This window comes from Latilactobacillus sp. VITA-14, assembly GCF_046580785.1.
Lineage (GTDB): Bacteria > Bacillota > Bacilli > Lactobacillales > Lactobacillaceae > Latilactobacillus > Latilactobacillus curvatus.
Window position 1 is genome coordinate 43,564 of the sequence record NZ_JBJKTM010000007.1, and the last position, 26,273, is coordinate 69,836.

The 26,273-nt window shown below is 42.8% G+C and carries 22 protein-coding genes; 1 reads left to right on the forward strand and 21 read right to left on the reverse strand.

The window, feature by feature from the left end; all coding sequences use genetic code 11:
* Position 1: 1 nt before the first annotated feature.
* From ACF1X7_RS04560 to ACF1X7_RS04610, 11 genes are all read right to left on the reverse strand, one after another.
* A complete protein-coding gene (locus tag ACF1X7_RS04560) occupies positions 2-862 on the reverse strand; it encodes a phosphate ABC transporter substrate-binding protein PstS family protein (RefSeq protein ID WP_039099342.1) in 861 nt (286 codons plus the stop codon).
* A gap of 94 nt (positions 863-956) precedes the next feature.
* Complete coding sequence (gene pnpS / locus ACF1X7_RS04565) at positions 957-2,618, reverse strand: two-component system histidine kinase PnpS (protein ID WP_064776958.1); 1,662 nt, start codon at positions 2,616-2,618, stop codon at positions 957-959.
* A complete protein-coding gene (locus ACF1X7_RS04570; RefSeq protein WP_039099344.1) occupies positions 2,605-3,318 on the reverse strand; it encodes a response regulator transcription factor in 714 nt (237 codons plus the stop codon). Before ACF1X7_RS04570 ends, pnpS begins: the two co-directional genes overlap by 14 nt.
* Positions 3,319-3,338: 20 nt before the next feature.
* Positions 3,339-4,469, reverse strand: a complete 1,131-nt coding sequence (locus tag ACF1X7_RS04575; protein WP_237753423.1) for a PDZ domain-containing protein — start codon at positions 4,467-4,469, stop codon at positions 3,339-3,341.
* Positions 4,470-4,661: 192 nt separating this feature from the next.
* Positions 4,662-5,549 carry a permease-like cell division protein FtsX gene (gene ftsX, locus ACF1X7_RS04580; protein ID WP_004270230.1) on the reverse strand — a complete coding sequence of 296 codons (888 nt, stop codon included), beginning with the start codon at positions 5,547-5,549 and terminating at the stop codon, positions 4,662-4,664.
* On the reverse strand, positions 5,539-6,225 hold the full coding sequence (gene ftsE / locus ACF1X7_RS04585; RefSeq protein WP_411162464.1) for a cell division ATP-binding protein FtsE: 687 nt from the start codon (positions 6,223-6,225) through the stop codon (positions 5,539-5,541). The genes ftsX and ftsE overlap by 11 nt, the downstream gene beginning before the upstream one ends.
* A gap of 130 nt (positions 6,226-6,355) precedes the next feature.
* Positions 6,356-7,472, reverse strand: a protein-coding gene (prfB, locus tag ACF1X7_RS04590) for a peptide chain release factor 2 (RefSeq protein ID WP_099048118.1) whose coding sequence is annotated in 2 segments (ribosomal slippage) — positions 6,356-7,399 and positions 7,401-7,472 — 1,116 coding nt in all. Because the reading frame shifts where the segments join, the coding sequence is not laid out codon by codon here.
* A 71-nt stretch (positions 7,473-7,543) separates the two neighbouring features.
* Positions 7,544-9,907, reverse strand: coding sequence for a preprotein translocase subunit SecA (gene secA / locus ACF1X7_RS04595; RefSeq protein ID WP_004270228.1), 2,364 nt, complete (start codon positions 9,905-9,907; stop codon positions 7,544-7,546).
* Positions 9,908-10,135: 228 nt separating this feature from the next.
* Entirely contained in the window at positions 10,136-10,681 is a 546-nt protein-coding gene (gene hpf, locus ACF1X7_RS04600; protein ID WP_004270226.1) for a ribosome hibernation-promoting factor, HPF/YfiA family, read from the reverse strand.
* A gap of 125 nt (positions 10,682-10,806) precedes the next feature.
* The gene (locus tag ACF1X7_RS04605; RefSeq protein ID WP_052202761.1) at positions 10,807-11,391 is read right to left on the reverse strand and encodes a ComF family protein; all 585 of its coding nucleotides are present in this window, start codon (positions 11,389-11,391) and stop codon (positions 10,807-10,809) included.
* 89 nt (positions 11,392-11,480) lie between these two features.
* Positions 11,481-12,815, reverse strand: coding sequence for a DEAD/DEAH box helicase (locus ACF1X7_RS04610; protein ID WP_100069772.1), 1,335 nt, complete (start codon positions 12,813-12,815; stop codon positions 11,481-11,483).
* 56 nt (positions 12,816-12,871) lie between these two features.
* On the opposite strand from ACF1X7_RS04610, the gene ACF1X7_RS04615 reads away from it, so the two are divergent.
* Positions 12,872-13,534: a YigZ family protein gene (locus ACF1X7_RS04615; protein ID WP_039099348.1), complete on the forward strand. Its 663-nt coding sequence runs from the start codon at positions 12,872-12,874 to the stop codon at positions 13,532-13,534.
* A gap of 24 nt (positions 13,535-13,558) precedes the next feature.
* Here the strand turns inward: ACF1X7_RS04615 and ACF1X7_RS04620 are convergent, their stop codons facing one another.
* The 10 genes from ACF1X7_RS04620 to ACF1X7_RS04665 all read right to left on the reverse strand — a co-directional run bounded on the left by ACF1X7_RS04620 (position 13,559) and on the right by ACF1X7_RS04665 (position 26,273).
* Positions 13,559-14,647 (reverse strand): glycosyltransferase family 4 protein, encoded by a 1,089-nt coding sequence (locus ACF1X7_RS04620; protein WP_004270225.1) that lies wholly within the window; start codon positions 14,645-14,647, stop codon positions 13,559-13,561.
* Positions 14,648-14,756: 109 nt separating this feature from the next.
* On the reverse strand, positions 14,757-15,512 hold the full coding sequence (gene hemH, locus ACF1X7_RS04625; RefSeq protein WP_411162465.1) for a ferrochelatase: 756 nt from the start codon (positions 15,510-15,512) through the stop codon (positions 14,757-14,759).
* A gap of 191 nt (positions 15,513-15,703) precedes the next feature.
* Positions 15,704-17,266, reverse strand: a complete 1,563-nt coding sequence (rny, locus tag ACF1X7_RS04630; protein ID WP_004270250.1) for a ribonuclease Y — start codon at positions 17,264-17,266, stop codon at positions 15,704-15,706.
* Positions 17,267-17,509: 243 nt separating this feature from the next.
* Positions 17,510-18,568, reverse strand: coding sequence for a recombinase RecA (gene recA, locus ACF1X7_RS04635; protein WP_004270239.1), 1,059 nt, complete (start codon positions 18,566-18,568; stop codon positions 17,510-17,512).
* 191 nt (positions 18,569-18,759) lie between these two features.
* The gene (gene pgsA, locus ACF1X7_RS04640) at positions 18,760-19,344 is read right to left on the reverse strand and encodes a CDP-diacylglycerol--glycerol-3-phosphate 3-phosphatidyltransferase (protein WP_064776954.1); all 585 of its coding nucleotides are present in this window, start codon (positions 19,342-19,344) and stop codon (positions 18,760-18,762) included.
* Positions 19,345-19,366: 22 nt separating this feature from the next.
* A complete protein-coding gene (locus ACF1X7_RS04645) occupies positions 19,367-20,290 on the reverse strand; it encodes a helix-turn-helix domain-containing protein (RefSeq protein ID WP_039099350.1) in 924 nt (307 codons plus the stop codon).
* 82 nt (positions 20,291-20,372) lie between these two features.
* On the reverse strand, positions 20,373-21,101 hold the full coding sequence (gene ymfI, locus ACF1X7_RS04650) for an elongation factor P 5-aminopentanone reductase (RefSeq protein WP_064776953.1): 729 nt from the start codon (positions 21,099-21,101) through the stop codon (positions 20,373-20,375).
* Positions 21,094-22,404: an EF-P 5-aminopentanol modification-associated protein YfmH gene (yfmH, locus tag ACF1X7_RS04655; protein WP_039099471.1), complete on the reverse strand. Its 1,311-nt coding sequence runs from the start codon at positions 22,402-22,404 to the stop codon at positions 21,094-21,096. Before yfmH ends, ymfI begins: the two co-directional genes overlap by 8 nt.
* Positions 22,394-23,665: an EF-P 5-aminopentanol modification-associated protein YfmF gene (yfmF, locus tag ACF1X7_RS04660; protein ID WP_004270245.1), complete on the reverse strand. Its 1,272-nt coding sequence runs from the start codon at positions 23,663-23,665 to the stop codon at positions 22,394-22,396. The genes yfmH and yfmF overlap by 11 nt, the downstream gene beginning before the upstream one ends.
* Positions 23,666-23,924: 259 nt before the next feature.
* A complete protein-coding gene (locus ACF1X7_RS04665; protein WP_064776952.1) occupies positions 23,925-26,273 on the reverse strand; it encodes an FtsK/SpoIIIE family DNA translocase in 2,349 nt (782 codons plus the stop codon).

Sequence of the window (26,273 nt, forward strand, 5' to 3'; positions counted from 1 at the left end):
CCTACTTAACCTTTGTAATTGTGCCATCAACCGACCGTTCAACCGTCATCTTAGCAACTGGAATATAGCCCATCTTGCCGACTTGTTTATGTTGAACCTCATCTGATAAGACATACGCCAAGAAACGTTTTGTTAACCCAGTTGGTTGCCCCTTGGTGTAAACATGTTCATATGACCAGATTGGCCATGCATTAGTCATCACGTTTTCATCGGTTGGTGCAATGCCGTTTAATTTAACCGTTGCAATCGAATCATCTACGTATGAAAAAGCAAGATAACTGATGGCCCCTGGCGTGTTCGCTACAATTGATCGCACCATCCCCGTTGAATCTTGTTCTTGAGCGGGTTTAGTCTTGCGCGACTTCATCACCCATTGTTCAAACGTCGTCCGCGTCCCACTACCTTGGGCTCGGTTTACTAAAACAACCGGCTGATCTGGTCCACCAACGGCTTGCCAGTTATCAATTTCGCCACTAAAAATCTTCGCGAGTTGCGTCAATGTCAAGTTTTTAATCCCTAATTGCTTATTAATGACTGGGGTAATGCCGACAACAGCCACGCGATGATCGACCAGCTTGTCCGCTTTAATGCCAGCCTTTTCTTCAGCAAATAAATCAGAATTCCCCATCTGTACAGCGCCAGATTGAATCTGACTCAAGCCAGTCCCAGAACCGCCCCCCTGGACGTTAATGAACTGACCGCTGTGATCAGCACTGTATTGTTCAGCTAACGCTTCAATCAGCGGCTGAAGGGCTGATGAGCCGACCGCCGTTACGGACTGACCATTTTGTTTAGACTGGCAACCAGCCAATAGTAATAAACTGAATGTGACTAATAAGCCAATAACATTACGTTTGCGCATGTTAATCCTCCACGAATTCCATTTAAACCTCGTAAGTTCCATTATAAAAAAGGTTTGTAAAAACTAAGCCTATCAAATGTAAATTTTGTGTAAATCAAGCGTTTGGTAGCTTCAAAATGAATTCACTACCGACACCTAATTGACTCTCTACGGTCAACTGCCCCTCTAAACTGGCGGTAATCTCGCTAGCAATTGCTAGTCCAAGGCCGGTCCCGCTCTTATGGGTCGCGCGCGCTTGATCAACCCGATAGAATCGTTCAAAAATTCTTTCTTGTAGGTCACTTGGAATGCCCAAACCGGTATCGACAACGCGGATAACAATTTGATCTTTTTCAAGTTGCACGGCAATCACCAACGAGCCGTTTTGTTTATTATACGTGATGGCGTTAGCGATTAGGTTTTTCAAGATTTGATTAAACTTCATTTTCTGAATTCTAATCGCTAAATCCGTTGGAATATCAACGGAGACGTGTAACTGCTTTTGTTGTGCCTTTTGTTGCATCAGTTCGAGATTAGCCTGCACCAATTCACATACATTCACAAGTTGCTCTTGCGATTGGTCCTTACGATCTAGATGCGAAAGCGCCAAAATATCTTGAATCAGCGCAGTTAATCGCGTGCTTTCGTCATAGATGATTTGTAAGAATTGCTTTTGCGTGGCAGGATCTTCCGCCGCACCAGCTAACAACGTCTCAGCAAAGCCTGTAATAGCCGTCACCGGCGTCTTCAATTCATGACTCACATTGCTGACAAAATCCAACTGCATCTGCTCAACGCGCCGGACATCGGTTAAATCATATAAAATGACTAATGCTTGGAATTTCGATTTAACCGTATTGAGTTGGACAACATTCGCATCCACAAACCGTTCTTGATTTTGAATCAACTGAATTTCTTGGTGATGACTCTTTCGGTACCTAAAAGTGTGCTCAATCATCCGTGTTAATTCATACGTCTTGATATCATCAATATAGGGGTGTTTCTCAGTAACAATCGTCGTCTCCAATAACCGATCCATTGCTTCATTGTGCAAAACGACTTCACGATTTTCGTTAATCACCATGACGCCGACCGGTAAATGGTCAATTAGGCGGTCAAAACTGCCCTGTTGCATGGCAATCTTCTGCCGCATATGCCGCATATCACCATTTAATTTATTAATTTCTTGCGCGAGGATATATAATGACGCATCTTTTTGAAAAATAATCGGTTCGGGCACTTCTTCATGCCGAATATGATGAATATTAGCGACTAAAATTTTCAAGTGGTCAAAGAAATGACGGCGTTGCCGCCAGAAACGGTATAGAAAAATCCAGCTACCGATTAAATAGACAATCGTGACCGATAAAGCAATCTTCGGCCACGTATGCCAGAACTGTTGCCGAGGCACTACTAAGACAAAGTTGGGCCGATCTGCTTGGTGTGCGTAAAACAAATACGGTTGCTTATTAACTGTTTGCCGCGTACTAAAATTGGCGGCAGAATGATTCCGATTGACAATATCCGTCGCTGCTTTTTGCAACTTTGTTTTATTCGGCGATTTTGGCGTCAAAACTTGTAAGCCGTTTTGGCGTAACCACTTTTGCCGATCAAACTGTGGTTGTTTGATGATTAGCGCATAGTCGGCACCCCGTTCCTTTAACATCGCGTCTTGTTGTTGGGCAATCACCAAATTGACAAGCACAATAAAACCTATGTAAACAGCCACTAAAATAGTGGCTAGCTGATAAAATCTAAATTGATCATGTTTGGTCATGGTCGGGGTCCTCCAATTGATAACCGAAACCACGCACCGTTTTTAAGTAAACTGGATGACGCGGATCTGTTTCGATTTTTTCCCGTAAATGACTGACTTGAATATCAACCATTCGCGTTTCGGCTGGATAATCAAAGCCCCACACCGCATTTAAGAGTTTCTCACGGCTTTGAACCTTGTTAATCCGATGCATAAAGTAAACAAGGAGTTCGAACTCCTTAGGCGTTAAATGGAGCTTCTGAGTGCCCTTTTTAGCCACAACTTCGCCTTCATCGACCATTAAGTCCCCTACTTGTAAAATATCACTAGGGTGCGTTTCAACGACTGCTACAGGCTGTGCCGTCCGCCGTTCAATTGCCCGAATCCGCGCGATAATTTCGCGTGGACTAAATGGTTTAGTGACATAGTCGTCTGCCCCCACTTCGAGGCCGACAATTTTATCGGTTTCGCTATCCTTAGCCGTTAGAATCATAATCGGCGTTTTTAACTTTGCCTCCCGAATCTTCTTGGTAACGGTAATTCCGTCTAGCTTAGGCAACATTAAATCTAAAATAATAAAATCAAACGACTGCTGTAAAGCCATCGTCAGCGCTTGTGCACCGTCAGTTGCCGTCATCACTTTAAAATGTTCTTGTTCCAGGTTATAGCGTAATAATGTCAAGATTGCTGGTTCATCGTCTACCACTAAAATTGTCTTCATTCATGCCACCCTTTATTTACTTAATTCTCTGGGAATAATACAACGCCTAACTCATGTGGTGCATCAGCAAAAATTGCGCCTTCAGCCATCCGGAACTCACCGTTTAAATCTTGAACCTTTAAATGGCAATACGTTGGCTGACTTTGAATCGCCCGATAAAAATTATCGTTATTTGAGACAGCCTCGCCATTACATTCAACAATTGTATCGCCAACGACCAACCCCATTTTAGCAGCCGGCGTTTCGCGTAAAATCCCTAAGATAAAGACGCCATCGTAGGGTTTCGTAAAGTGCAACTGCCGTTCATGGGCACTGCGTCTACTCAACCGCCATTGTAATGCACAGCTTAGTACTAGCGCAACTGTTAACATGCCAATAATCCAGTTCGGAAATGCAACGGCAATTAACCCAAACCCAACTAACAACAAGCCAAAGATCAAATAGCTATTGGCATTTTTAGTAACAACTGATTTCATTAAGCCTTTGACTGCTTTCAAACTAAATCCCAATAACAATGGCAAGATTACCAAGCTATATGATTGATGCCCGATATTTAAGACCGGCCAAAAACCCAAACTTGGCATATCAATTGCCCCTGGCACTAAGAAAAAGACCGGCGCAATATAAATTTGTCGACTCATAAAGAAGGCCGTCAACCGCCCTCGCTTGCTAGTCATCACACGCGGTGTCACAGTTGCCTCGGCATCCCAACGTTGTAAAACACTATTGATGACGGTCACTAACCCAATAATCACCAATAATTCAGCCAAAAGACTTGCTTGACCTTCCATCTGATATTGGGGCCATATGAATGTTGCACCAGCGTAGACCAAAGCACTGATTAAAAAGGTTGCCGATACGTTTTGCCATCTAGCAGCCACTAGCAAACTCAAAATAGCGATTAGTTGATAGACCAGCCACCATTGCATATTAACCATCGCCCCTAACACTAAGGTACAGCAACTTAAGACTAGCCCTGCGAGTAGCCCATGGCCCACAAAATGGCCCACTTCTATCCATCGTGGATTAATCGCAATTCTAAAGGTCTTCCGTTCCAAGCTAATTCGTCTATGCGCTAACCAGCCAGCATACACAATCGCTAACCATAAAAGTGGTGCCGTTAGTAATGGTCGCAAAATATTAATGATCATCGTCAATTCAACAAACCCCCAGCGTCTATATTTAAATACCGTGCGTGTTTCCAACGACACACGCTCGATTTCCAGCTGCCGAATTTCGCAGTTATCCCAATCAGTATAGCATTTTGCCCCCTTAACTGCCTAGGGTTCAAAAAAAAAGAGTGACGAACAATTTAATGTTCGCCACTCTTTCACTAATTTAGTTTAAATTTTAAGGAAACGACGCATTGAGATGACAGAACCTAATGCCCCAATCACAATCCCAATCACAGCCATTGTTAAATCAAGTTGGAATAAGAAAATTCCTGGTTTCAACATTGAATAACCGGCTGAAGCCATGCTGAGTGCCATATGACGATAAACCCAACCATAACCTAAGTCGATTACAATAATGGGAATAATTACCCCAAGTAATCCAACCCAAGCCCCTTCAAAAAGGAATGGCCAGCGAATATACGCGTTAGTTGCCCCAACTAAACGCATAATTCCGATTTCGTCGCGCCGCGATAAAATCGTAATCCGAATTGTATTGGAAATCAAGAACACTGCCACAAAGAGCAATAATAAAGTAAAACCAACGCCCCATTTACGGACGCTACTCATTACCTTGAACAACTTCTTAGCGTTGTTCCCACCATAAGTGGCATCATAAACGTATTTCAATTTTTTCGCTTGTTTAGCGACTTTAATCGTTTGACTTGGTTTTGTCGTACTTACTGTGTAAACATCGTACAACGGATTATCGTCTCCGGTAAACATCTTAAATGATTGACCGTAACTGCCAACAACCTTGTTTAATTCCTTTTTACGACTTGAATACGTCACTTCTTTAACAGACGCCATTTTTTCAAGTTTCTTTTGTAGCTGATCTTTTTGTTTACTTGTTGTGCCCCGTTCAATCATAACCCGCACGTGCACATCATTTTCAATATCTTGTGAAATCTTGTTAAAGTTGAAGATCATCGCAAAGAAAATCCCGACTAATAACAACGTTACGGTAACTGCACTAACAGCTGCGATTGACATCCAGCCATTTCGTTTTAAACTCTTAAAACTATCGTTGAGATGACGCTTCAATGTTCTAATCTTCATAGCCGTAGTCACCTTCTTTTTCATCACGAACTAAGCGACCGTCTTCAATCGCTAAGACACGATGGGTCCGTTCGTTCACCATTTGTTTGTTATGGGTTGCCATTAAGACAATCGTCCCACGTTCATTAATTGCTTCTAAAATATCCATAATACCATCTGACGTTTCAGGATCTAGATTCCCCGTTGGTTCATCGGCAATCAACACATCTGGCCGGTTCACAATCGCACGTGCAACCGCGACCCGTTGTTGTTCCCCACCAGAAAGTTCATTTGGAAAGCGACGAATTTCACCCTTCAAGCCAACTAGTTCGAGCACTTCTAATACACGATCTTTGATTGCTTGAGGTTCTGCCTCGATCGCTTCCATGGCGTATGCCACGTTTTCAAACACCGTTAAACGTGGTAATAACTTGAAATCTTGGAAAACAACACCCATCTTACGGCGTAAGTATGGGACATCGTGATCCTTCATACCGATTAAATCAAAACCAGCGACTTCGATTTCACCACTCGTTGCTTTTAATTGATGGTACAACATCTTAATGAATGTTGATTTACCAGCACCACTGGGACCAACAATATAAGCAAATTCGCCGGGTTCAATCGTTAGCGAAAGATCCTTAATTGCTGTCACGCCATTTGGATACTTTTTTGACACATTTGTCATTCGAATCAATTGGGGACACTCCTTTTTTTGTCGTTATCATTATTTATTGTCAATGAAAACCGCAATCTTTTATATTATAGCATGCTATTTATTCAAATAATCACAATTTGATTACATTTATATTTCAATTTCTTTGCAGCTAGTCGGGATTCTTCTGACTCAACTGCCATTGCAGATAGGCATACATAAATGGATCCAAATCGCCATCCATGACTGCTTGCCCGTTTCCGGTTTCGTAGTCGGTCCGGTGGTCTTTAACCATCGTGTACGGATGGAATACGTATGAGCGAATCTGTGAGCCCCAGCCAATTTCAAGCTGTTCGCCCTTAATAGCAGCCGCTTTTTTCGCCTGTTCTTCTTGTTCTTTTTGATACAATTTAGCCTTCAACATATTCATCGCAGTTTCGCGGTTTTGCAATTGCGACCGTTGCGCCTGTGATGAAACAACAATCCCAGTTGGTAAATGCGTTAACCGCACGGCTGATGATGTTTTATTGATATGTTGCCCACCAGCCCCGCTTGAACGGAAGACGTCAATTCGTAAGTCTTCGGTGCGGACTTCGATATCAATCGAATCATCCAATTCCGGCATCACATCGACTGAACAAAACGAGGTGTGGCGGCGCCCAGCTGAATCAAACGGTGAAATTCGTACAAGCCGATGGACCCCTTTTTCAGAACGTAACATGCCATACGCGTTGTGCCCTTTAATCATCAAGGTCACACTCTTAATCCCAGCTTCTTCACCGGCCTGGTAATCTTCTGTTTCAACGGTAAAGCCGTGTGCATCTGCCCAGCGTAAGTACATCCGCAAAAGCATTGAACCCCAATCCTGAGATTCCGTACCACCAGCACCAGGATGCAATTCAACAATCGCGTTATTGCTATCGTAGTCGCCCGATAGTAATTGTCCGAGTTCATATTGTTGCATCTGAGCTTGAACAGCCGTCAAATCAGCTTCAAAACTCGTCTGGAGTTCAGCATCGGGTTCTTCTTGTAATAGCTCTAATGTCACTTGTAGCTCTTCTGATTGCGCTTGAAGTTGCATAAAGGAGTCGTATTTTTCCTTTATGGCGTTATTTTGATCAATTAACTGTTGGGCTGCTTTTTGATCCGACCAGAAATCGGGATCCGCCATTTGCGCTTCATTTTGCGCGATGCTTTCTTGCAGGCCATCTAAGTCAAAGTGACCCCCTAAATTGCGTTATTTTAGCTTCAATTGCTTCTAAAAGATGTTTTGCTTCACTTAATTCCATATTTTAGTCCCTCCACTATTTTTTCCCATTAAAAAATGGCTAAGTTAACTACCTCAGCCATTTTCTACGCGTTAGCGTCGAATATTTTGACGGATTTCCGCCTTCATGAAGAGCCGGGTTGTATCGTAATCGATGTCGCTGATCATTTCTTCAAACATCCGGTAACCTTCTTCTTGATATTCAACCAATGGATTCATTTGACCGTAGCCCCGTAATCCGATTGAGTTGCGTAATTGATCCATTGCATCGATATGATCGGTCCAGCGTTCATCTACCACACGGAGGATAACGACTTTTTCGAATTCGAGCATTTGATCTGCATCTGCTAATTGTTTTTGTTTTGTTGCGTAATTCTTTTCTGCAAAGGTCATCAATAATGATTCGATTTCTTCAGCAGTCTTACCTTGTAATTTTTCAATTGGTAATTCTTCTTCACTGACCATTGAAGTTGTGGCAAATGCGTGGATTGCTTCTAATTCCCAGCTCCCCATTTCACCTTGTGTATGCAATTGCACAATCCGTTTAACGGTTCTTGAAATCATTGGCATGATAACTTCTTTCAAATTATCTTCTGCCATGATGACCTGCATCCGTTGTTTATAGATGACTTCACGTTGTTCACGCATCACATCATCGTATTGAAGGGTTTGTTTACGTGTATCGTAGTTATTCCCTTCAACCCGTTTTTGTGCGGCTTCAACTTGACGCGTAATCATCTTACTTTGGATCACCGCATCGTCATCTGAAATCTTCATCCGGTCTAGGAAGGCTTTAATCCGTTCTGAACCGAAACGTTTCATCAAGTCATCTTCCAATGACATGTAGAATTGTGTGACACCAGGATCCCCTTGACGACCAGCACGGCCTCGAAGTTGGTTATCAATCCGGCGTGATTCATGACGTTCAGTCCCAATAACAGCCAAACCGCCTAAATCCGTCACACCAGGTCCTAATTTAATATCAGTCCCACGACCAGCCATATTAGTAGCGATAGTGACCGCACCACGTTGACCAGCATTCATGATAATTTCAGCTTCTTTAAAGTGATTCTTAGCATTCAAAACAGCGTGTGGCACGTTATTTTCATCTAGTAATCGCGATAGTAATTCTGAAGATTCAACCGCAACGGTCCCAACCAATACTGGTTGGCCCTTAGTATAACGTTCCTTGATATCTTCAATAACCGCCTTAAATTTACTTTCCAAAGTTGGATAAAGCACATCTGGTTTATCGATTCGGGCAATTGGGCGGTTAGTTGGAATTGAGATAACTTCCATGTTGTAAATTTCGCGGAATTCTTCTTCTTCGGTCTTCGCCGTCCCAGTCATCCCTGATAACTTGTTGTACATTCTAAAATAATTTTGGTATGTGATATTCGCCATTGTTTTGGTTTCATCTTGGATTTCAACGCCTTCTTTGGCTTCAATCGCTTGATGTAATCCATCTGAATAACGACGACCATCCATCACACGACCTGTAAATTGGTCAACAATTAGGACTTCGCCTTCTTGAACCACATAATCAATGTCTTTTAACATGATATAGTTGGCCCGTAATGATTCGTCCAAATGATGCGTCAAGGCTGTATTTTCAGTGTCATATAAATTGTCCAAGCCGAAGTTAGCCTCAGCTTTTTCAATCCCTGATTCTGTTAGACTGATGGTCTTTGTTGGCCAATCAATCTTATAGTCAGTTTCTTCTTTTAGAGTTTTAACAAAACGATCAGCACGGATATAAAGTGCTGTTGACTTTTCAGCTTGACCAGAAATAATCAATGGTGTCCGCGCTTCATCAATTAAAATTGAATCCACTTCATCGACAATGGCAAAGTTCAATGGTCGTTGAACCATTTCTTCTTTGTAAACCACCATGTTATCGCGCAAGTAATCAAACCCAAGTTCACTATTCGTTGAATAAGTGATATCTGAGTTGTATGCGTCGCGTTTTTCTTCTGGTGTCTTAGCATTTAAGTTTAACCCAACAGAAAGACCGAGCCAGTTATATAATTCACCCATTTCCGTTGCATCACGACTTGAAAGGTATTCGTTGACGGTAACAACGTGAACGCCTTTACCAGCCAATGCATTTAAATAAACAGGCATGGTAGCCGTTAAGGTTTTCCCTTCACCAGTTTTCATTTCAGCGATGTTACCTTCGTGTAGCGTAATCCCACCAATAATTTGTACTCGGAACGGGAATAACCCTAAAACACGTTTAGCACCTTCACGCGCAACCGCAAAAGCTTCTGGTAAAATATCGTCTAATGTTTCACCATTTGCTAATCTTGTTTTGAATTCTGGGGTCTTAGCTTGCAACGCTTCATCAGATAAATTACTATATTCATCTTCATAGCTTTGAACTTGATCGGCAATTTTGCCCATTCGCGCTACTTCACGTTTATCGCTTTCTACCCATGTTTTTAGAAAGTTTGCCATGTGCGTCAATTCTCCTCTAGAAATACGTTTGAGTTCTTAAATAGCGATTTCTTATATAGTCAATATGATTACTAACAATTCATTTTACCATTTATTACAATCAAATAAAACCCTGTCACAGTAAACAATCCAGCCAATTCAGTAAAAAATTAACCCCATTATCTATATGGCTACAAAAAAAGGGCTGAGCGCAACTCATCGTTGTCCCAGCCCTAACTTAACGTTCACTTATTCATCAGTTTCAATCAAACCGTAACGACCATCTTGACGTTTATAAACAATGCTTGTACCGTTTGTTTCTGAATCTTCGAAGATGAAGAACTCATGGCCTAGCATATTCATTTGTAAGATTGCTTCTTCACTATCCATTGGTTTCAATGAAACGCGTTTTGTTCGAACGACTTGCATTGATTCTTCTGGTAATGCTTCTGCTTCTGGAACCGTTAATTCCATACCTTTAATCCCGCGTTCACGTGATTTACGGTTAATCTTTGTTTTAAATTTACGAATTTGTCTTTCTAATTTATCAGTAACTAGGTCGACGCTACCATACATATCAGGCGATGTTTCTTCTGCTCTTAATACAAGGTATGGTAATGGAATGGTGACTTCCACCTTAGCGGTTTTATCGGAGTACACTTTTAAATTAACGTGTGCAGTTGCGGTCGCTGAATCATCGAAATATTTTTCGAGTTTGCTGATTTTCTTTTCAACATAACTCCGAATTGCGTCAGTTACCTCAATATTTTCACCACGAACATTAAAACTTAGCATATGAATTCTCCCCTTTCACAAATACCCCCTGTGGGCACTTGTCGCTCGGAACTCAATTCTTTCCCGAGGCTTTGTTACTGACTTCATTATATATAATTTGCGCGTAACACACAAATAATATGGTCCTAGTGGACTAAAGTAATTGCGTGAATTGGCAGCGTTTGGTATCGCTTGCGGAGACACTGCTGAGCATGCCATAACGTGCGCCCAGTGGTATAAATATCATCCAACAAAATTAACTGTTGCACCTTGGAACCCAACAGCATGTTCTGCGCGCATTTAAAAAATTGCGGCGTTGCTAAGCGCTCTGCACGATTTTTTTGTGCTTGTCCTTTTTCAGTTGGTAGCTTCTGCAACAATGGGGTCAGTGGAAAACAGTCCTCGTATAAGCCTACCACCGGATTGAATCCGCGGCTTTGCAAATGTGTTGGATCAGTCGGGACTGGGATATACGCCGTTTGCCGTTGCACAGGAAAATTTTCTCGAATCAGCCGTTGAAATACGTGACGTAATCGATAATCCCCCTGTCCCTTATAGCGTTGAAAATACTGTTGCATTGGTTCGTTGTATGTTAACAACGCTCGATTAGTAAATTGTTCGCCTGGATACAGTTGCTGCCATCTCTGGCAATCCGGACACACCCCCTGGGTTGTCATTTGCCGACCACATCCTGAACAACACTGCGGCCCAATCCGTTCAAACTGTGCCATGCAACGTGAACAGATCATCGCCGGATAGACTGGTCGCAATGAACAAATCAATGCAATGGAGGGTTGTTCAAGGATAACTGCCGCACACATTAAACAGTGGATTGTAATCGCCGTCCTTTTCGATTTTGTCGTTTAATTTGTTGACACGCACGCTGAATAGCGACCGTGTAATCCGCGTAGAAAAAATAAACCGGATTGGCAGCATGCTCTTGCTGTCGTCCGGCTCGGCCAGCAATCTGTACAAGCACTGATTCAGTGAAGACCACGTGTTCTGCACCAAGAACAAACACCGCAATATTTTTAAACGTTACGCCTCGTTCTAGAACTGTCGTCGTAATCAGCACGTCCCCGCATCCTGCTCTAAAGGCCGCTATCTTGTCTAATTGATTAGGATCGCCAGCATGTACCGTGTTCACTGTAATGTGTGGCAATGCCCGAACAACGCTCTGCTGAACCGCCTCTAAATCCCTTACCTGTGGCACAAATAATAATAAGCGTTGTTCTTGAAGACACTTCCTGAGTAAGTTGCGCATCACGGATGGTAACTGATGCCGTTTAACTGAACGCCGCCACGTAAACAAGGGATAGCAATGCGGTTCAGGTAATAAGTGACCATGAAAGCGAATTGGTAGCTCACTACCCGTTAAATCCCCTGTATTAATCGCATGGCGCAACTTTACAGTTGGTGTCGCCGTCAGATAGATCAATGCACAGCATGGCTTACACGCCTGTTTAACAGCCATCTCAAGCTGGGGATTATTGACAAATGGGAACGCATCAACCTCATCGACAATGACAGTGTCAAATGCCTGATAAAACTTAAATAACTGATGGGTTGTACAAACAACTAACGGCGTATACCGGTAAGGCGCAGTCTGTTCCCCATGCATCAGCATGATTGGTGTGTTAGCAAACGCTGCTTGCAAGCGCGGATAGAGTTCTAAACAAACCGCCACCCGCGGCGCAGCAACACACACACGCTGCCCATTAGCTAAAGCCGTCGCAATGCCTTGAAATAACATCTCAGTTTTACCAGCACCGGTCACTGCAGTTAAGACATGGCGTTGTTGCTTGGTAATGACCGCAACAATCTGCTTTGCGGCTTGTGCTTGAAAAGGGGTTAGTGTCCCCGACCAAGTTAGCGGTTCTACGATCGACTCAAACAGATTGCATTCAGGCACGTAAACCAACTGATCCCCTTCCACTAACCGCCCAAAGGTCAAGCAAGCAGCACAATAATACCGACCATCAGGTAAGCGAGCTTGCTCTTTCACCACTTGTCCACACCGTTGACATACCAGACGCTGATTAACTATTTGAAACGCTAGTCGCTGTTTAATCTGTGGTAAACTATAATTATTCATAACGGTACTCAATTGGGTGGCACTCCACTGACGACCATAAGCAAGTTGTTTTGCCATCATTTCACCTTCCACCCTTAGTTCCGTTAAATCCAGCTTATTTTTTCAAGGAGTCCGGTATGCAAAGTTATTTTACCGTTCAAAAAGACGGCGAATTTGAACTCGAAATCAAAAAGTCACGCTTCATCTGTCATGTTGCGCGTGTCACAGACGAAACCGCAGCACAAGCGTTCATCGCACAAGTTCGCAAAGCAAATCTGAAGGCCAATCATAATTGTTTCGCCTACCAATTAGGTTTAACGGCCAATATTCAAAAACAAAGTGACGATGGCGAGCCAAGTGGCACAGCCGGCGTGCCAATGTTAGAAGTACTGCGCCAGATGCAGCTCACTAATCTGTGTGTCGTTGTCACCCGCTATTTTGGTGGCATCAAACTTGGTACTGGTGGTCTTATTCGAGCATACAGTCACGCCACTTCGGCCGGACTTGAACACCTCGGTATTGTCCAAGGTATCGAACAAACCGCTTGTCAGATTACAATTGACTACGCTCAATTTGACACTGTGCAAAATTTACTTAGCCAATTAAACCTCACTGCCGAAGACATCCAATATACGACTAACATTCAAATGACCGTCTGGTTAGCGACTACAGCAGTTAGTGATTTACAACAACAATTAACCGAACGCCTCAACGGCCAATTACAATTCGACCTTGGCCCTCAACAATTCAACGAAGTCCCCATTAGCACACAGGATTTACACCAGATTCGCTACCAATAACGCAAGAAAAGGATTAGCCAATGGCTAATCCTTTTCTTCATTCTTCGGTTTTAATAATCGTTTTAAAAGCATCAATAATGGGCGGCGATTGTCACCAAGTAACCCAATTGATTCAACAAATAATTCTAAGCCAATTAAGACGGCTACCGTCAATGCCAAGCTTCCCCAGAGTGTCGATAGTGGGTAGAGCAATGAAATCAACGAGAAGACCAATGCCAGTCCATAAATCACGAGAACCGTTTGGCGATGTGATAAACCAAGTTGCATCAAACGATGGTGTAAATGATGTTTATCTGCTTGTGAAATGGGCTTTTTATTCAAAATTCGGCGCAACATTGCGTAAATTGTATCCGTAATTGGTACACCGAGAATAATAACTGGAATCAATAACGTAATGAACGTCACGTTTTTTAAACCTTTGAGCGATAAGACCGCAATCATAAAACCAATGAATAAGGCCCCGGTATCCCCCAAGAAAATCTTCGCTGGATGGAAGTTATGTGGTAAGAAACCGATTAATGCAGCGACCAAACAAAAAATCATGATTGAGACGCTGACATTGGTGATTGATAAGAAGAAATAGGCGATGACGCCCATTGTGAAGAGTGCGATAATCGAAACGCCAGTTGCTAAGCCATCCAACCCATCAATCAGATTAACGGCGTTGGTAATTGCCAGAATCCAAAAAATGGTGATTGGGAAGCTTAACCATCCTAGTTCAAAGGTGCCTAAAAATGGAATTGTCAAAATATTCATGCGGACGCCCGCTAAGAAATAAATGACCAATGCTGCTAATAAAATACCGAGCATCTTTTCCTTTGGATTCAATTCCTTAATATCATCGATCATCCCAGTGATGATGATGATACATTCTGCTAAGAAGATACTGAAAAGTTCGTGTGTTTGGAATTGCCCGCGTAATAATACGAAGGTCCCAAACGTAAACGCGATAAAAATGGCCAGACCACCCATTGCCGGCATCGCCTTTTTATTCACTCGGCGGGCATTTGGTTTATCAACTGCGCCTAAAACAAACGCGAGGCGGCGCACTAATGGGGTAATTGCGGCCGATACGAGCATCGTCGCAAATAGACCAACTATAATTTTAAACATGGGTTGCATTCAACTTGCCTACTTTCTCTTGCATTCTCTTTATTATACAAATCAAACCCGTTAAACACAACAATGACTTGATTTCTTAAGCAAAAGCCAAGCACCCTGATTATCTGTCCCGCACAATCTGGGCTAATAAGGCCGTAAATCGTGGATCAGCATTAAAGGGATGAATATAATCAAATTGTTCGCCTTGATTATCCATAAAATAGTCCCGATTTTCAACATCAATCTCTTCGATAGTTTCCAAACAATCCGCAACAAAGCCCGGGGTTAGGACCAAAATTTTTCTAACGCCTTCTTGGGCTAATGACTGCATCGTAGTGCTAGTGGCCGGTGTTAGCCATTCATTCGGTCCAAACTTAGATTGGTATGTGGTCCGAAAAGTTTGTTTAGGCAAGCGCGCCTGCAATAGCGCAGTAGTTGCTTCACACTGTGCTTGGTACGGATCCCCTTTTGTTACGTACGACTTTGGAATCCCATGGTATGACAAAATAATTTCGTCATAGGTTTGCGTCTGTAGCTTCTGTTCAATCGCCGTTGCCATCAAGTCGATATAGCCTGAGCGTTGATAAAAGTCCTTCACAAAATGCAAAGTTGGCATGTTTGATTGTTTTAAATAAAACTGCGCAACTACATCATAAACCGACATCGTCGTAGTCGTTGAATATTGCGGATACATTGGCACGACCGTCAAATCATCGATTCCCGCCGTTTGAATCTCACTAAGCACATCGGTTAAGAATGGTTGACTATATGACATCGCCTCAAAAACTTGATAATCGGGTAATTCAGCTTGTAATTGAGCAACTTGCTGTTGCATGTACACTTTTAATGGGGAGCCAAACCGCTTTGGGCATCGCAACGACCCGCTGATCAGCTAAGAAATGTTTTAAAAAATGGCGAATTTCTTTGACTTCTGGTTTATCTGGGCCAAATTAACTAATAACACACCTTCTTTCATGATAATGTCCTCCACAATTTTAATTAAAACCAAAAAAAGAGCGGGGAACAAAATTGGTTTTGTCCCCCGCTTCAATGTTAGGCCAATCCGCATTACTTCGCGTATTCGACCGTTCTTGTTTCGCGAATCACAGTCACCTTAATGTGGCCAGGATACTCGAGTTGGTTCTCAATTTGATTCTTCACATCACGTGCTAAGACGGTTGCTTGGTCATCTGTGACTTGTTCTGGTTTAACAATCACCCGAACTTCACGACCCGCTTGAATCGCAAAACTATGATCAACACCTTTAAAACTATTCGTAATACTTTCAAGTTTTTCAAGACGGTGAATGTAGTTTTCAAGTGATTCAGAACGTGCACCCGGCCGAGCCGCTGAAATCGCGTCAGCAGCTGCGACTAAGACTGAGATAATCGATGTTGCTTCAGTATCACCATGGTGTGAACCAATTGCGTTAATCACCGTTGCCGGTTCCTTATAACGCGTTGCTAGTTCAACCCCAATTTCAACGTGGGAGCCATCGACTTCATGGTCGAGGGCCTTACCGATATCGTGTAACAAGCCAGCTCGTTTAGCGAGTGTCACATCTTCACCCAATTCAGCGGCTAAAATCCCCGTTAACTTGGCCACTTCAATTGAATGATTCAAGACGTTTTGCCCGTAACTTGTTCTGAAATGTAATCGACCAAGAATCTTGATTAAATCAGGATGCATTGTGTGCACACCAACATCAAAGATTGCTTGTTCACCGATTTGTCTGATTTGTTCGTCCATTTCCTTGCGTGACTTATCAACCATTTCTTCAATCCGAGCTGGATGAATCCGGCCATCTTGAATTAACTTCTCTAATGTCATGCGCGCAATTTCGCGACGAATCGGATCAAACCCACTAAGCACAACTGCTTCTGGCGTATCATCGATAATCAGGTCAATCCCAGTCAGTGTTTCCAATGTCCGGATATTCCGACCTTCACGACCAATAATCCGGCCCTTCATATCATCATTTGGTAACGTCACAACAGTTACTGTTGTTTCAGCAACCATATCCGCTGCACTGCGTTGAATAGCTTCAGCGACTAATGTGCGCGCAGTCCGATCAGCTTGTTCTTTAGCTGTTTCTTCACTTTCTTTGATTAAAACAGCCCGTTCATGTTCAAGGTCTTGTTTCGTTTCATCCAAAATGATTTTTTGCGCTTCATCATGCGATAATTCGGCAATTTCTTGCAACTTCGCTTTTTGTTGCTCAACTAAAGTGGCAGCTTCTGCCTGCTTTTCAGTTAGCTCTTGTGCTTGATTCGTTAAACGATTTTCACGTTGCTCCAATGAACGTTCTTTTTTATCCAACGTTGCATCTTTGCGATCCATTGTTTCTTCCCGTTGAATCAAACGGTTTTCTTGCTTTTGTACCTCACTGCGTCGATCTTTCAATTCATTTTCAATCTCAGAACGATAGCGGTGATTTTCATCCCTTGCTTCCAAAAGAATTTCTTTCTTCCGCGTTGCGGCTTCTTTTTCAGCTGCTGCGATTATTCCTGTGGCAGTCTTATTTGCACCATCAATTTCACGTTCGTGCGCCTTCTTTTGTAGAACGGAACCAACTAGTAAACCAACGATTAACATGATGACTGCGAGGATTAATGGAAAAGCTAAGTTCATTGTTTCACCTCCGCATCATCAAAAATTTTGAATTGCAACTTTCACTGCAAATTTTTAAAGATGTTATTATGTTTAGTTTTTCAACACATAGTTATTTTATAGTTTCATAAACCGCCTGTCAACTTAAACTATCGGCATTGCAACCGTTTTCGAGTTCAGTCAATCAAATCGACCATCAGAATAATTCGGTTAAGCAATCAAAAAAGCTGAAGCAAAATAACTTTTGCCTCAGCTTAATGATTCTTATTCGTTTGAATCGTCATCCGTAAAGACGTCGAGTTGTGTTTCATCGCTTTCATCTACTGGGACATCCGAAATACCATATGCTTCCCGAACTTTAAGCCGGACTTCATCTTGAACTTCTGGATGATCAGCCAAGTAATTCTTCGCGTTCTCACGTCCTTGACCAATGCGTTCATCCCCATAGGAATACCATGACCCACTCTTATTAATAATGTCCTTTTCGACCGCCATGTCGACCAGTTCACCCGTTTGTGAGATCCCTTGACCATACATAATGTCGACTTCAGCCACTTTAAATGGTGGTGCCACCTTATTCTTAACCACTTTAATCCGCGCACGGTTCCCGATCATATCGGTCCCATTCTTGATGGTTTCAGCACGCCGGACTTCAAGCCGAACGGTTGAATAGAATTTCAATGCGCGACCACCAGGTGTGACTTCGGGGTTCCCGAACATCACGCCGACTTTTTCACGGATTTGGTTAATGAATAACGCAATCGTCTTTGTTTTATTGATTGTTCCTGATAATTTCCGTAAGGCTTGTGACATCAAGCGGGCTTGTAACCCAACATGCGCGTCACCCATTTCGCCTTCGATTTCAGCACGAGGCACTAAGGCTGCGACTGAATCGACAACTAAAATATCAACAGCCCCACTTGAAACTAAGGCATCGGCGATTTCTAAGCCTTGTTCCCCAGTATCTGGTTGTGACAAGAGTAAATCGTCAATATTAACCCCGAGGGCAGTTGCATACTTAGGATCCATTGCATTTTCAGCATCGATATAAGCAGCAGTCCCACCTTGCTTTTGCACTTCGGCAACAGCATGTAAGGCAACGGTTGTTTTACCTGAACTTTCAGGACCATAAATTTCAACAATTCGGCCACGTGGATACCCACCTACACCGAGCGCTTCATCCAATGCAAGGGAACCAGATGAAACAGTTGAGACTTGTGTATCAACCTTTTCACCCATTCGCATGATTGAGCCCTTACCAAAATTCTTTTCAATTTTCTTTAATGCAGCATCTAAGGCTGCTTGTCTTTCATCTTTAGCCAATTAAGTGCCCTCCTCAAAAGAGTCCTTTTCAGTACTCTCTTAGTTTACCGATTTCACGAAATAAAAGCAAGTAAAAATCGAACAAACGTTCTATATATTTTTTAAGCTACTCTACTATACCCGAATCACCGCGTTTTTTTCGTGCTTTTTGGGTTAAAAAAACTGGCGTGGGATTCCCCGCCAGTTTAAGTTTATTTAGAAAATGAGTCTTTAAAGACGCCTCTGTTCTTGATGAAATAATCGGTACCCGAATAAACCGTAAAGAACAAGCAAACGTATAACATGATCTGTGCCATTGGAATGCCGATGTTGTTAAAGAAGACGTTGTTGAGTAGCAATAGAATAATCGCTAACATCTGCGTCGTCGTCTTAATCTTACCTGGCATAGCTGCGGCCATCACTTCGCCACCTTCGCTTAATAATAAACGTAGGCCAGTAACGGCTAATTCACGCCAAATAATAATCGCAACCACCCATGCTGGCGCTTGATCTAGCGCCACTAAGAAGATAAATGCTGTCATCACTAATAATTTATCAGCCAATGGATCAGCAAACTTACCGAAGTTGGTCACCAAATGTTGTGATCGGGCAATCTTGCCGTCTAGTAAGTCCGTCAAAGAGGCTACAATGAAAATCACTGTTGCAATAATCGCACTGACTGGAATACTTGTCCCAGCGACCATAATGGCTGCCGCAGGCACATCCAATACTAAAATCAAAGTAAAAATCGGAATCAAAATAATCCGAAACATCGTTAATTTATTTGGTAAATTCATGTTGAAGACTCCTTAATGTCCTTTATTTAGCCAATGTTGCTGTGAAATTAATCGTCCGCACAAACGTTGCTTCGTTATTTGGACTAAGGTTAATATCGGTGCCATTAATCTTCATCTTCGTTGCAGGTGCATTCCCAGTTTGAATACTAAATTGCGTAACGCCTTCAGGTAATTCAGCAGTTTGTTCGGCACCAACTGCGACAGAACCTTGCCAAATTTGTTGTCCGTTGGCCGTTAAGCTGACCCAAGCAGCTGATTTATCAGCTGAGAACGTAATTTGGTTGGCTTTAGCTGGCAAGTTCTTAATTTCAAAAGCTTGTTGTGACCCATTAATGCTGGTCATCTTCGCCGTTAATTCTTGTTTCTTAGCCTTATCTTCAGCAGCTTTCTTGCTAGCTTCTTGTGCCTTACTTTCAGAAGCGGCTTTCTTACTGCTTTCAGCAGACTTGTCTTCACTACTGCTATCCTTCTTAGGATCTGGTTTATCCCCAGAAACCGTAACCGATGAGCTTGTTTCGTTTAACGTTTCGCGGTCTTTACCACGGTTGCTGAGCGCAATCCCGTAGACCACCCCAATAATGATGACCACAATTGCCACAATCGTAATTTGTGGGACGAGATTGCGCCATTTCGACCATTTAGAATCTGTTGTTTCGCGCGTCAATCGGGTTTGATTTTCAACGGATTTTTCAACATATTCTTCTGGTTTCGTATCTGGTACAGCATCTTGGTATTCTGCCAACAATGCATCATTATCTAAGCCCACTGTTTGGGCGTATTGCTTGATAAATGCCCGCACGTAAAAACTGCCAGGCAAGGCATCAAAATTGCCCTCTTCAATGGCGATTAAATATCGTTTTTGGATTTTTGTGATTTGTTGTAAATCATCGAGTGTGTAGCCCTTTTCAATTCGTGCTTCACGTAATTTTTGACCAATTTCATTCATAATCAATTCCACCCACTATTATCCCAGTATCATTATCCATAATTATAGCATATTGGTACGTATGTGCATTATTAAGATTTCTTTATTTTAACCAACCACCATTAACGTACAATGTCTGTCCCGTCATATAATCGGCTGCAGGTGCCATTAAACTCAATACCCAATAGGCAATCTGTGCTGGGGTTGCAAAAGCACCGGCCGGGATCTCCGCTGCAACAGCAGCCCGTTCTGCTGTTGTGAACTGGTTGTTCATTTTCGTATCCACTGCGCCTGGTGCAACCACATTAATTGTGATTCCAAGCGATGCCACTTCCTGTGCATAGGCGTTCACAAAGGCGGATTGTGCGCCTTTAACTGTACTATATGGCACTTCCATTGCACTGCCCCGGCCACCATAGATTGAACCAATTAAAACGACGCGTCCTAATGGACTCTGCGCTAGTTTCGCTTGCAGCTGCTGCATCAATAGTATTGGTGCTTTAACGTGCACCTGCCATAAGTGATCGAGTGCTGTTGCACTGACTTCTGGCAATAAGCCATACGTCGTCGCACCTGCTGTATAAATGACCGCATCGACTTGAAAAAGCTGGCCTGTCAATTTTGCAACAGCGTCCTCTTGGGTTAAATCAGCTTGAATCGCAAAAAAATCCTGTTTTGGGTAGTCTTGCAACAATTGCTTTTGCAGCGTCGTAACCCGCGTCTGGTTTTGATGATAGTGTAAATAAAGTGACCAACCGTCCGCCGCCATTTCAGTCGCGACCGTCATCCCAATATCACCGGATGCACCGATAATTAAGGCTGATTTAGGCATGGTTTGCTTCCTCCGGTAGGATGTGGCAGACTGTCATCGTTTCAATTTTGAAATAATCGGTTGCCATCTGTTGCAAGTCCGCTAAAGTCACTTGTTCGATCAAACCTAAGACATCAAATGGACTGATTTCGGTAAAGAATTCATCACTATATTGGTTCGCAATGGCTTCTAGCAAATTGAACGCTTGCAAGTATTCACCAATTGCGGCTCTTTTAACCAACGCCAAGTTATCCTCTGAAAAGTCAGGACTTTCCGTGGCATGTTCTAAGATATTAATAATCGCATCCGATAATTCTTGGGCATTGTCCGCATCGCCACCAAGGGTCACGAAATTAAATGACCGTTGAATGGCAAATTCGTAACCAAAACTATCATCAAGTGTGCCATCATCGTACAACTTTTGCACTTGCGTTGATGAATCACCAAATAGCAATTCAAGTAACAAGTTCATCTTCAACTTTGTTTCAAGTGCTAACTCACCTGTTCCGTAATCCGTTAAACCTTTAATCCCGACCATGCTCTTGCTGCGCGAAATTGGCATTTCAAGTGACCGATACGGAATGATATCATGACCATCTTCAGCTTCTTCAGGCAATGAACGTACAATTTCTGTTGGTTGGGCAAATGTTTTTGCCGCTTGATTGGCGTTCAACCAGTCAACCACTTCATCCGGATCATCGATCTGACCAACGATAAAGAGGTTCATATTGCTAGGTTGGTAGAACGTTGCATGTGCCTGATAGAGTGCCTCCGGTGTGATTTGCGCAATACTCTCGACCGTGCCGGCAATATCTGTCCGCACCGGATGGCTTGGGTAAAGATTGCCAATCACTGTATAGAATAAGCGCCAATCCGGTTCATCATTATACATCTGGATTTCTTGGCCAATGATGCCCTTTTCTTTTTCGACCGTCTCAGTTGAAAAATAAGGTTCCTGCACAAAATCAAGTAGAATATCCAAATTTTCTCGCAAGTGACTGGTTGTTGAAAATAAATAACTCGTTCGCGTAAAACTCGTAAACGCATTTGAGCTTGCCCCATAGCGACCAAACTTTTCAAACGCATCGTAATCTTTTTTCTCAAATAATTTATGTTCCAGAAAATGCGCAATCCCGTCTGGCACTGTCACATAATCCGTTTCCCCAGCTGGGATAAACGTCTTATCGATTGAACCATAATTCGTCGTTAAGATTGCATATGTCTTATGATAACCGCTCTTAGGGTATATTTTAACGGTCAAGCCATTCTCTAATTCAGTTTCATAGAGGGTTTCACCTAAGCGGGGATTTTGTCTAAGCTTCATCTGTATCGACCCCTTTCAGGAAGTAAATGGCTTGCAATTGCATCTTTGCGGCTTGTTCTTGAACCGCTTGTTTAGAAACCGCCAAGATGGCTTGTGTAAATCGCTCTGCATCAATTTCAGTTTCAGGTACAAACAAACGATTGAATTGTTGTTGCCCCAAATAGGCCGCACTATCGAGACTCGATTTAAATTGATTAATCAAGGCCAACTTCGTTTGTTCAAAGACCGCCTGTTCAAAGTCACCCGCGATAATCCGTTGACGTTGGGCTTCGATAATCTCTAAGACGCGATCTTTTTGGCGACTTTCAATCCCAGTCTGTACCGTAATGACACCCCGAAAAGCATCGATTGCACTTGAGGCATAGTAGGCTAAACTCGCTTTTTCACGCACATTGGTAAAAAGTAACGACAGCGGTGTACCACCGAATAAGGCGTTCATCACCATTGTGGCATAATAATCAGCTTGATAGAAGTAAGCTGGCATTTGATAGGCCATGTTTAACTTGCCTTGTTGCACCGTTTGTACTTCTGTTTTAGTTTGCACTTGTGGATATAACGATTGTTGATAAAAAATCGTTGGCAGTTCAACATTACGCGGTGCAAATGGCAATTGTGCCAAATCCGCGACCGTTTTGGCTTCGTCGATATTACCGACAAACGTCATTTGGACCCGATCGTTTGCAATCATCGATTGATAATACGCATATAGTTCATCCGGTGTGATGGTTGCTAAATCAGCTGCATCCCCATAATTGGGAATTTGTTGCGTTGCATCTTTAAAATAGAGTTTGCGTAATTCAACCGCCGCATATGATTGCTTATCATCCGCAACACTTTCGATATACCGCACTAAGTTCTCTTTTTCACGATTAAAAATGACCGGATTGAACTGGCCATCAACCACATCTGGATGCAATAATAATTGCCCGATAAACGCAATCGCTTGCTCTTGCAAGTCGATTGTATCCCGTAGATATTGGGGGCTCACAATTCGCATTGAGATGCTAAAAATCGCCAAGTTTCCTTGTCGATAGGCATTCATATTAAAGCCGGCACCATACATGGCTTGTAATTCATTCGCAATTGCGACTTGGTCACGATAGGCTTGGCTACTAGCACCTAGAACGCTCGCTAATAATGAACGCCGGGTCATCCCATCAGCTGTGACGGGGGCAATTAATTGAACGGTTAATCTAATTGTTTTAAATTGGTTAGTTTGTAAAATATTCAGGTAGACGCCATCCGTTATTTTCTGATTCACGTTATATTACTCCTCACTGTTTCAACAGTTAAAATGGCTCTTTTCAACTTATCCTTTTTCATAGCACGGATTCTATCATACCAAAAAAAGAAGGTGAACTCAAAAAAGACCGCGACAAAAGTATTTTTTATCGCGGCCTTTTTCATTTAATAGTTTAACCGAGTTCCATCAGCCAGCGCCTTTCAGTTAATCCTGAATGTCAATCAATCGCTGACGCGCTTATTCGCCATTTTAGGCGATATTCGACTTATGTCACACGCTATTGTTCTGTTGGTTCTTCTGGTACGTTTTGTAATAACACCTTGCGTGGCTTACTACCTTCTGATGGCCCAATCACACCACGGCTTTCCATCTCATCAACCAAGCGTGCAGCCCGGTTATAGCCGACTCTAAAACGGCGTTGGAGCATTGATACGCTAGCGGTTTGTTGTTTAACGACCAATTCGACTGCCTCTTGGTAATATTCATCTTCTGGTTCTTCAGTTGATTGCTTTTCCTGCTCAGTGGTTGGAATCATTTCTTCGTCGTATTCAGCCGTTTGTTGTGCTTTAATAAACGACACGATACTTTCGACATCCTGACTCGAAATGAAGGCGCCTTGCACCCGTAATGGTTTGCTCATCCCAATTGGCATGTAAAGCATATCACCACGGCCAAGCAGTTTTTCCGCGCCACTGCCATCTAAGATGGTCCGTGAATCAATCCCACTGGATACAGCAAACGCAATCCGCGATGGAATATTGGCCTTAATCAATCCAGTAATAACATCGACAGATGGGCGTTGGGTAGCAACAATCATGTGAATCCCCGCCGCTCGAGCCATTTGTGCCAAACGAATAATCGCACTTTCGACTTCGTTGCTGGCAACCATCATCAAATCAGATAATTCGTCCACGATGACAACGATATAAGGCAGTGGTGCGCCTTTAATTTCGCCGTCTTCGTTGTGGCCTTGAATATACTGATTATATTCAATCATGTTCCGCTGACCTGTATCGGCAAATAATTGATAACGTCGTTCCATTTCTTTTACAACCTTGTTCAAGGCGTTCGCCGCCTTTTTGGCATTCGTCACGACAGGAATCAATAGATGGGGCACCCCATTATAGACGTTTAATTCGACCATCTTCGGATCGATTAACATCAATTTAACTTCGTGTGGTTTGGCACTCATTAAAATACTTGTGATAATCCCGTTAATTGCAACGGACTTCCCACTCCCGGTTGAACCGGCGATTAATAAATGCGGCATCTTGGCTAAATCCGACATAATGACCTTACCCGAAATATCTTTACCTAACGGCACAGCGAGTGGTTTGCCTGGATGTGGGGGTTCTTGTTCAATCATTTCTCTAAAGGAAACGGTCGAAACGGTCGTGTTCGGCACTTCAATCCCGACATACGGTTTACCTGGAATTGGTGCTTCAATCCGAATATCCTTCGCCGCTAATGCAAGCGCCAAATCATCCGCTAAGTTAACAATTTTAGAGACCTTCACCCCAACTGCCGGTTGAATCTCGTACTTCGTTACGGCTGGTCCCAGACTAGCACTCTTAACCGTCACATCAACACCAAACGAATCAAATGTTTGTTTCAAGACCTGTTGATTTTTCTCGATAGCTTTATATTCCGCACTCTGATCAGACGCCGGAATTTGCGTTAATAATGCTGGTGTTGGCAATTCGTAATCATCATCCGTCTCGTTCAGTGGTGCAAGTTCTGCCACATCTGGAACATGCTCATCTTCGTCAGCCACCGGTTCGGGTGCAGTTGGTTCTGCTTGCGTCGCAATTGGTTTTGGTAGATCCTTGGGACCATTTATTTTAAAAGGTTCCAATTTTTGCTTCGGTGCATTTTCTGGACCGTCCGTTGTGACCACTTGCTCTTTAGTCTCTGACGTCTCTTCTGCTTGTTCAGTTGCATTTTGAACAGCTTTTTGCGTCTGTTCTTTTAAAGCACTGACTTGCGCTTTACCTTTTTCAGAGACCTTTTGGAACCCTGATTTCGTGTAGCCGCCAACTTTAAAGAGCCCATGCACAAACCGTTGTGTACTCTGAACAACGACGCTGAATGGAATATCTAAGAAAACAAAAACGCCGATAATCACAATTAAGACGGCAATCAGATAAGTCCCCATCTGCGCGAACAAGAAGTGGAAAACACCATACAACGCGGCGCCAATTAAGCCCCCGCCAACTTCCGTCGTAACGGCCATCTTCTGGAAGTCTTCCAATAAAAGCTGCCATGTGGCGGCCAAGAAATGGTTATTGACCGCTTGATGGTGCAAGACGAATGCTGACAACCAAATTAAAATCCCGAGATACGCGATTGCAAATCCAAGCGTCTTTTGGTGCCATAAGGGTGGCTGCTTGCCATAAATCAACAAATAGACCCCCAAAAGGGCGAATAAAATAGCACTAATAATGAACGTATCGCCAACAAACAGACGGAATACGTTAGCGCAAAGCGCGCCGATAAAGCCCAGCTTTAAACCCGCAAATAAACTAATTAAAATAAAAATAAACCCAATGATGTTAACTGTGAAATCAGTTTGTTGTTTTTTCTTTTTGCGTGCTGCTGGTTTTCTTTTTTTGCTTTTAGTGGCCAT

What these genes read in the sequence shown, in the direction of transcription:
- ACF1X7_RS04560 (WP_039099342.1), bottom strand. Translation starts at nt 862, where the DNA reads ATGCGCAAACGTAATGTTATTGGCTTATTAGTCACATTCAGTTTATTA.
- pnpS (WP_064776958.1), bottom strand. Translation starts at nt 2,618, where the DNA reads ATGACCAAACATGATCAATTTAGATTTTATCAGCTAGCCACTATTTTA.
- ACF1X7_RS04570 (WP_039099344.1), bottom strand. Translation starts at nt 3,318, where the DNA reads ATGAAGACAATTTTAGTGGTAGACGATGAACCAGCAATCTTGACATTA.
- ACF1X7_RS04575 (WP_237753423.1), bottom strand. Translation starts at nt 4,469, where the DNA reads ATGATCATTAATATTTTGCGACCATTACTAACGGCACCACTTTTATGG.
- ftsX (WP_004270230.1), bottom strand. Translation starts at nt 5,549, where the DNA reads ATGAAGATTAGAACATTGAAGCGTCATCTCAACGATAGTTTTAAGAGT.
- secA (WP_004270228.1), bottom strand. Translation starts at nt 9,907, where the DNA reads ATGGCAAACTTTCTAAAAACATGGGTAGAAAGCGATAAACGTGAAGTA.
- hpf (WP_004270226.1), bottom strand. Translation starts at nt 10,681, where the DNA reads ATGCTAAGTTTTAATGTTCGTGGTGAAAATATTGAGGTAACTGACGCA.
- ACF1X7_RS04605 (WP_052202761.1), bottom strand. Translation starts at nt 11,391, where the DNA reads ATGGCACAGTTTGAACGGATTGGGCCGCAGTGTTGTTCAGGATGTGGT.
- ACF1X7_RS04610 (WP_100069772.1), bottom strand. Translation starts at nt 12,815, where the DNA reads ATGATGGCAAAACAACTTGCTTATGGTCGTCAGTGGAGTGCCACCCAA.
- ACF1X7_RS04615 (WP_039099348.1), top strand. Translation starts at nt 12,872, where the DNA reads ATGCAAAGTTATTTTACCGTTCAAAAAGACGGCGAATTTGAACTCGAA.
- ACF1X7_RS04620 (WP_004270225.1), bottom strand. Translation starts at nt 14,647, where the DNA reads ATGTTTAAAATTATAGTTGGTCTATTTGCGACGATGCTCGTATCGGCC.
- rny (WP_004270250.1), bottom strand. Translation starts at nt 17,266, where the DNA reads ATGAACTTAGCTTTTCCATTAATCCTCGCAGTCATCATGTTAATCGTT.
- pgsA (WP_064776954.1), bottom strand. Translation starts at nt 19,344, where the DNA reads ATGAATTTACCAAATAAATTAACGATGTTTCGGATTATTTTGATTCCG.
- ACF1X7_RS04645 (WP_039099350.1), bottom strand. Translation starts at nt 20,290, where the DNA reads ATGAATGAAATTGGTCAAAAATTACGTGAAGCACGAATTGAAAAGGGC.
- ymfI (WP_064776953.1), bottom strand. Translation starts at nt 21,101, where the DNA reads ATGCCTAAATCAGCCTTAATTATCGGTGCATCCGGTGATATTGGGATG.
- yfmH (WP_039099471.1), bottom strand. Translation starts at nt 22,404, where the DNA reads ATGAAGCTTAGACAAAATCCCCGCTTAGGTGAAACCCTCTATGAAACT.
- ACF1X7_RS04665 (WP_064776952.1), bottom strand. Translation starts at nt 26,273, where the DNA reads ATGGCCACTAAAAGCAAAAAAAGAAAACCAGCAGCACGCAAAAAGAAA.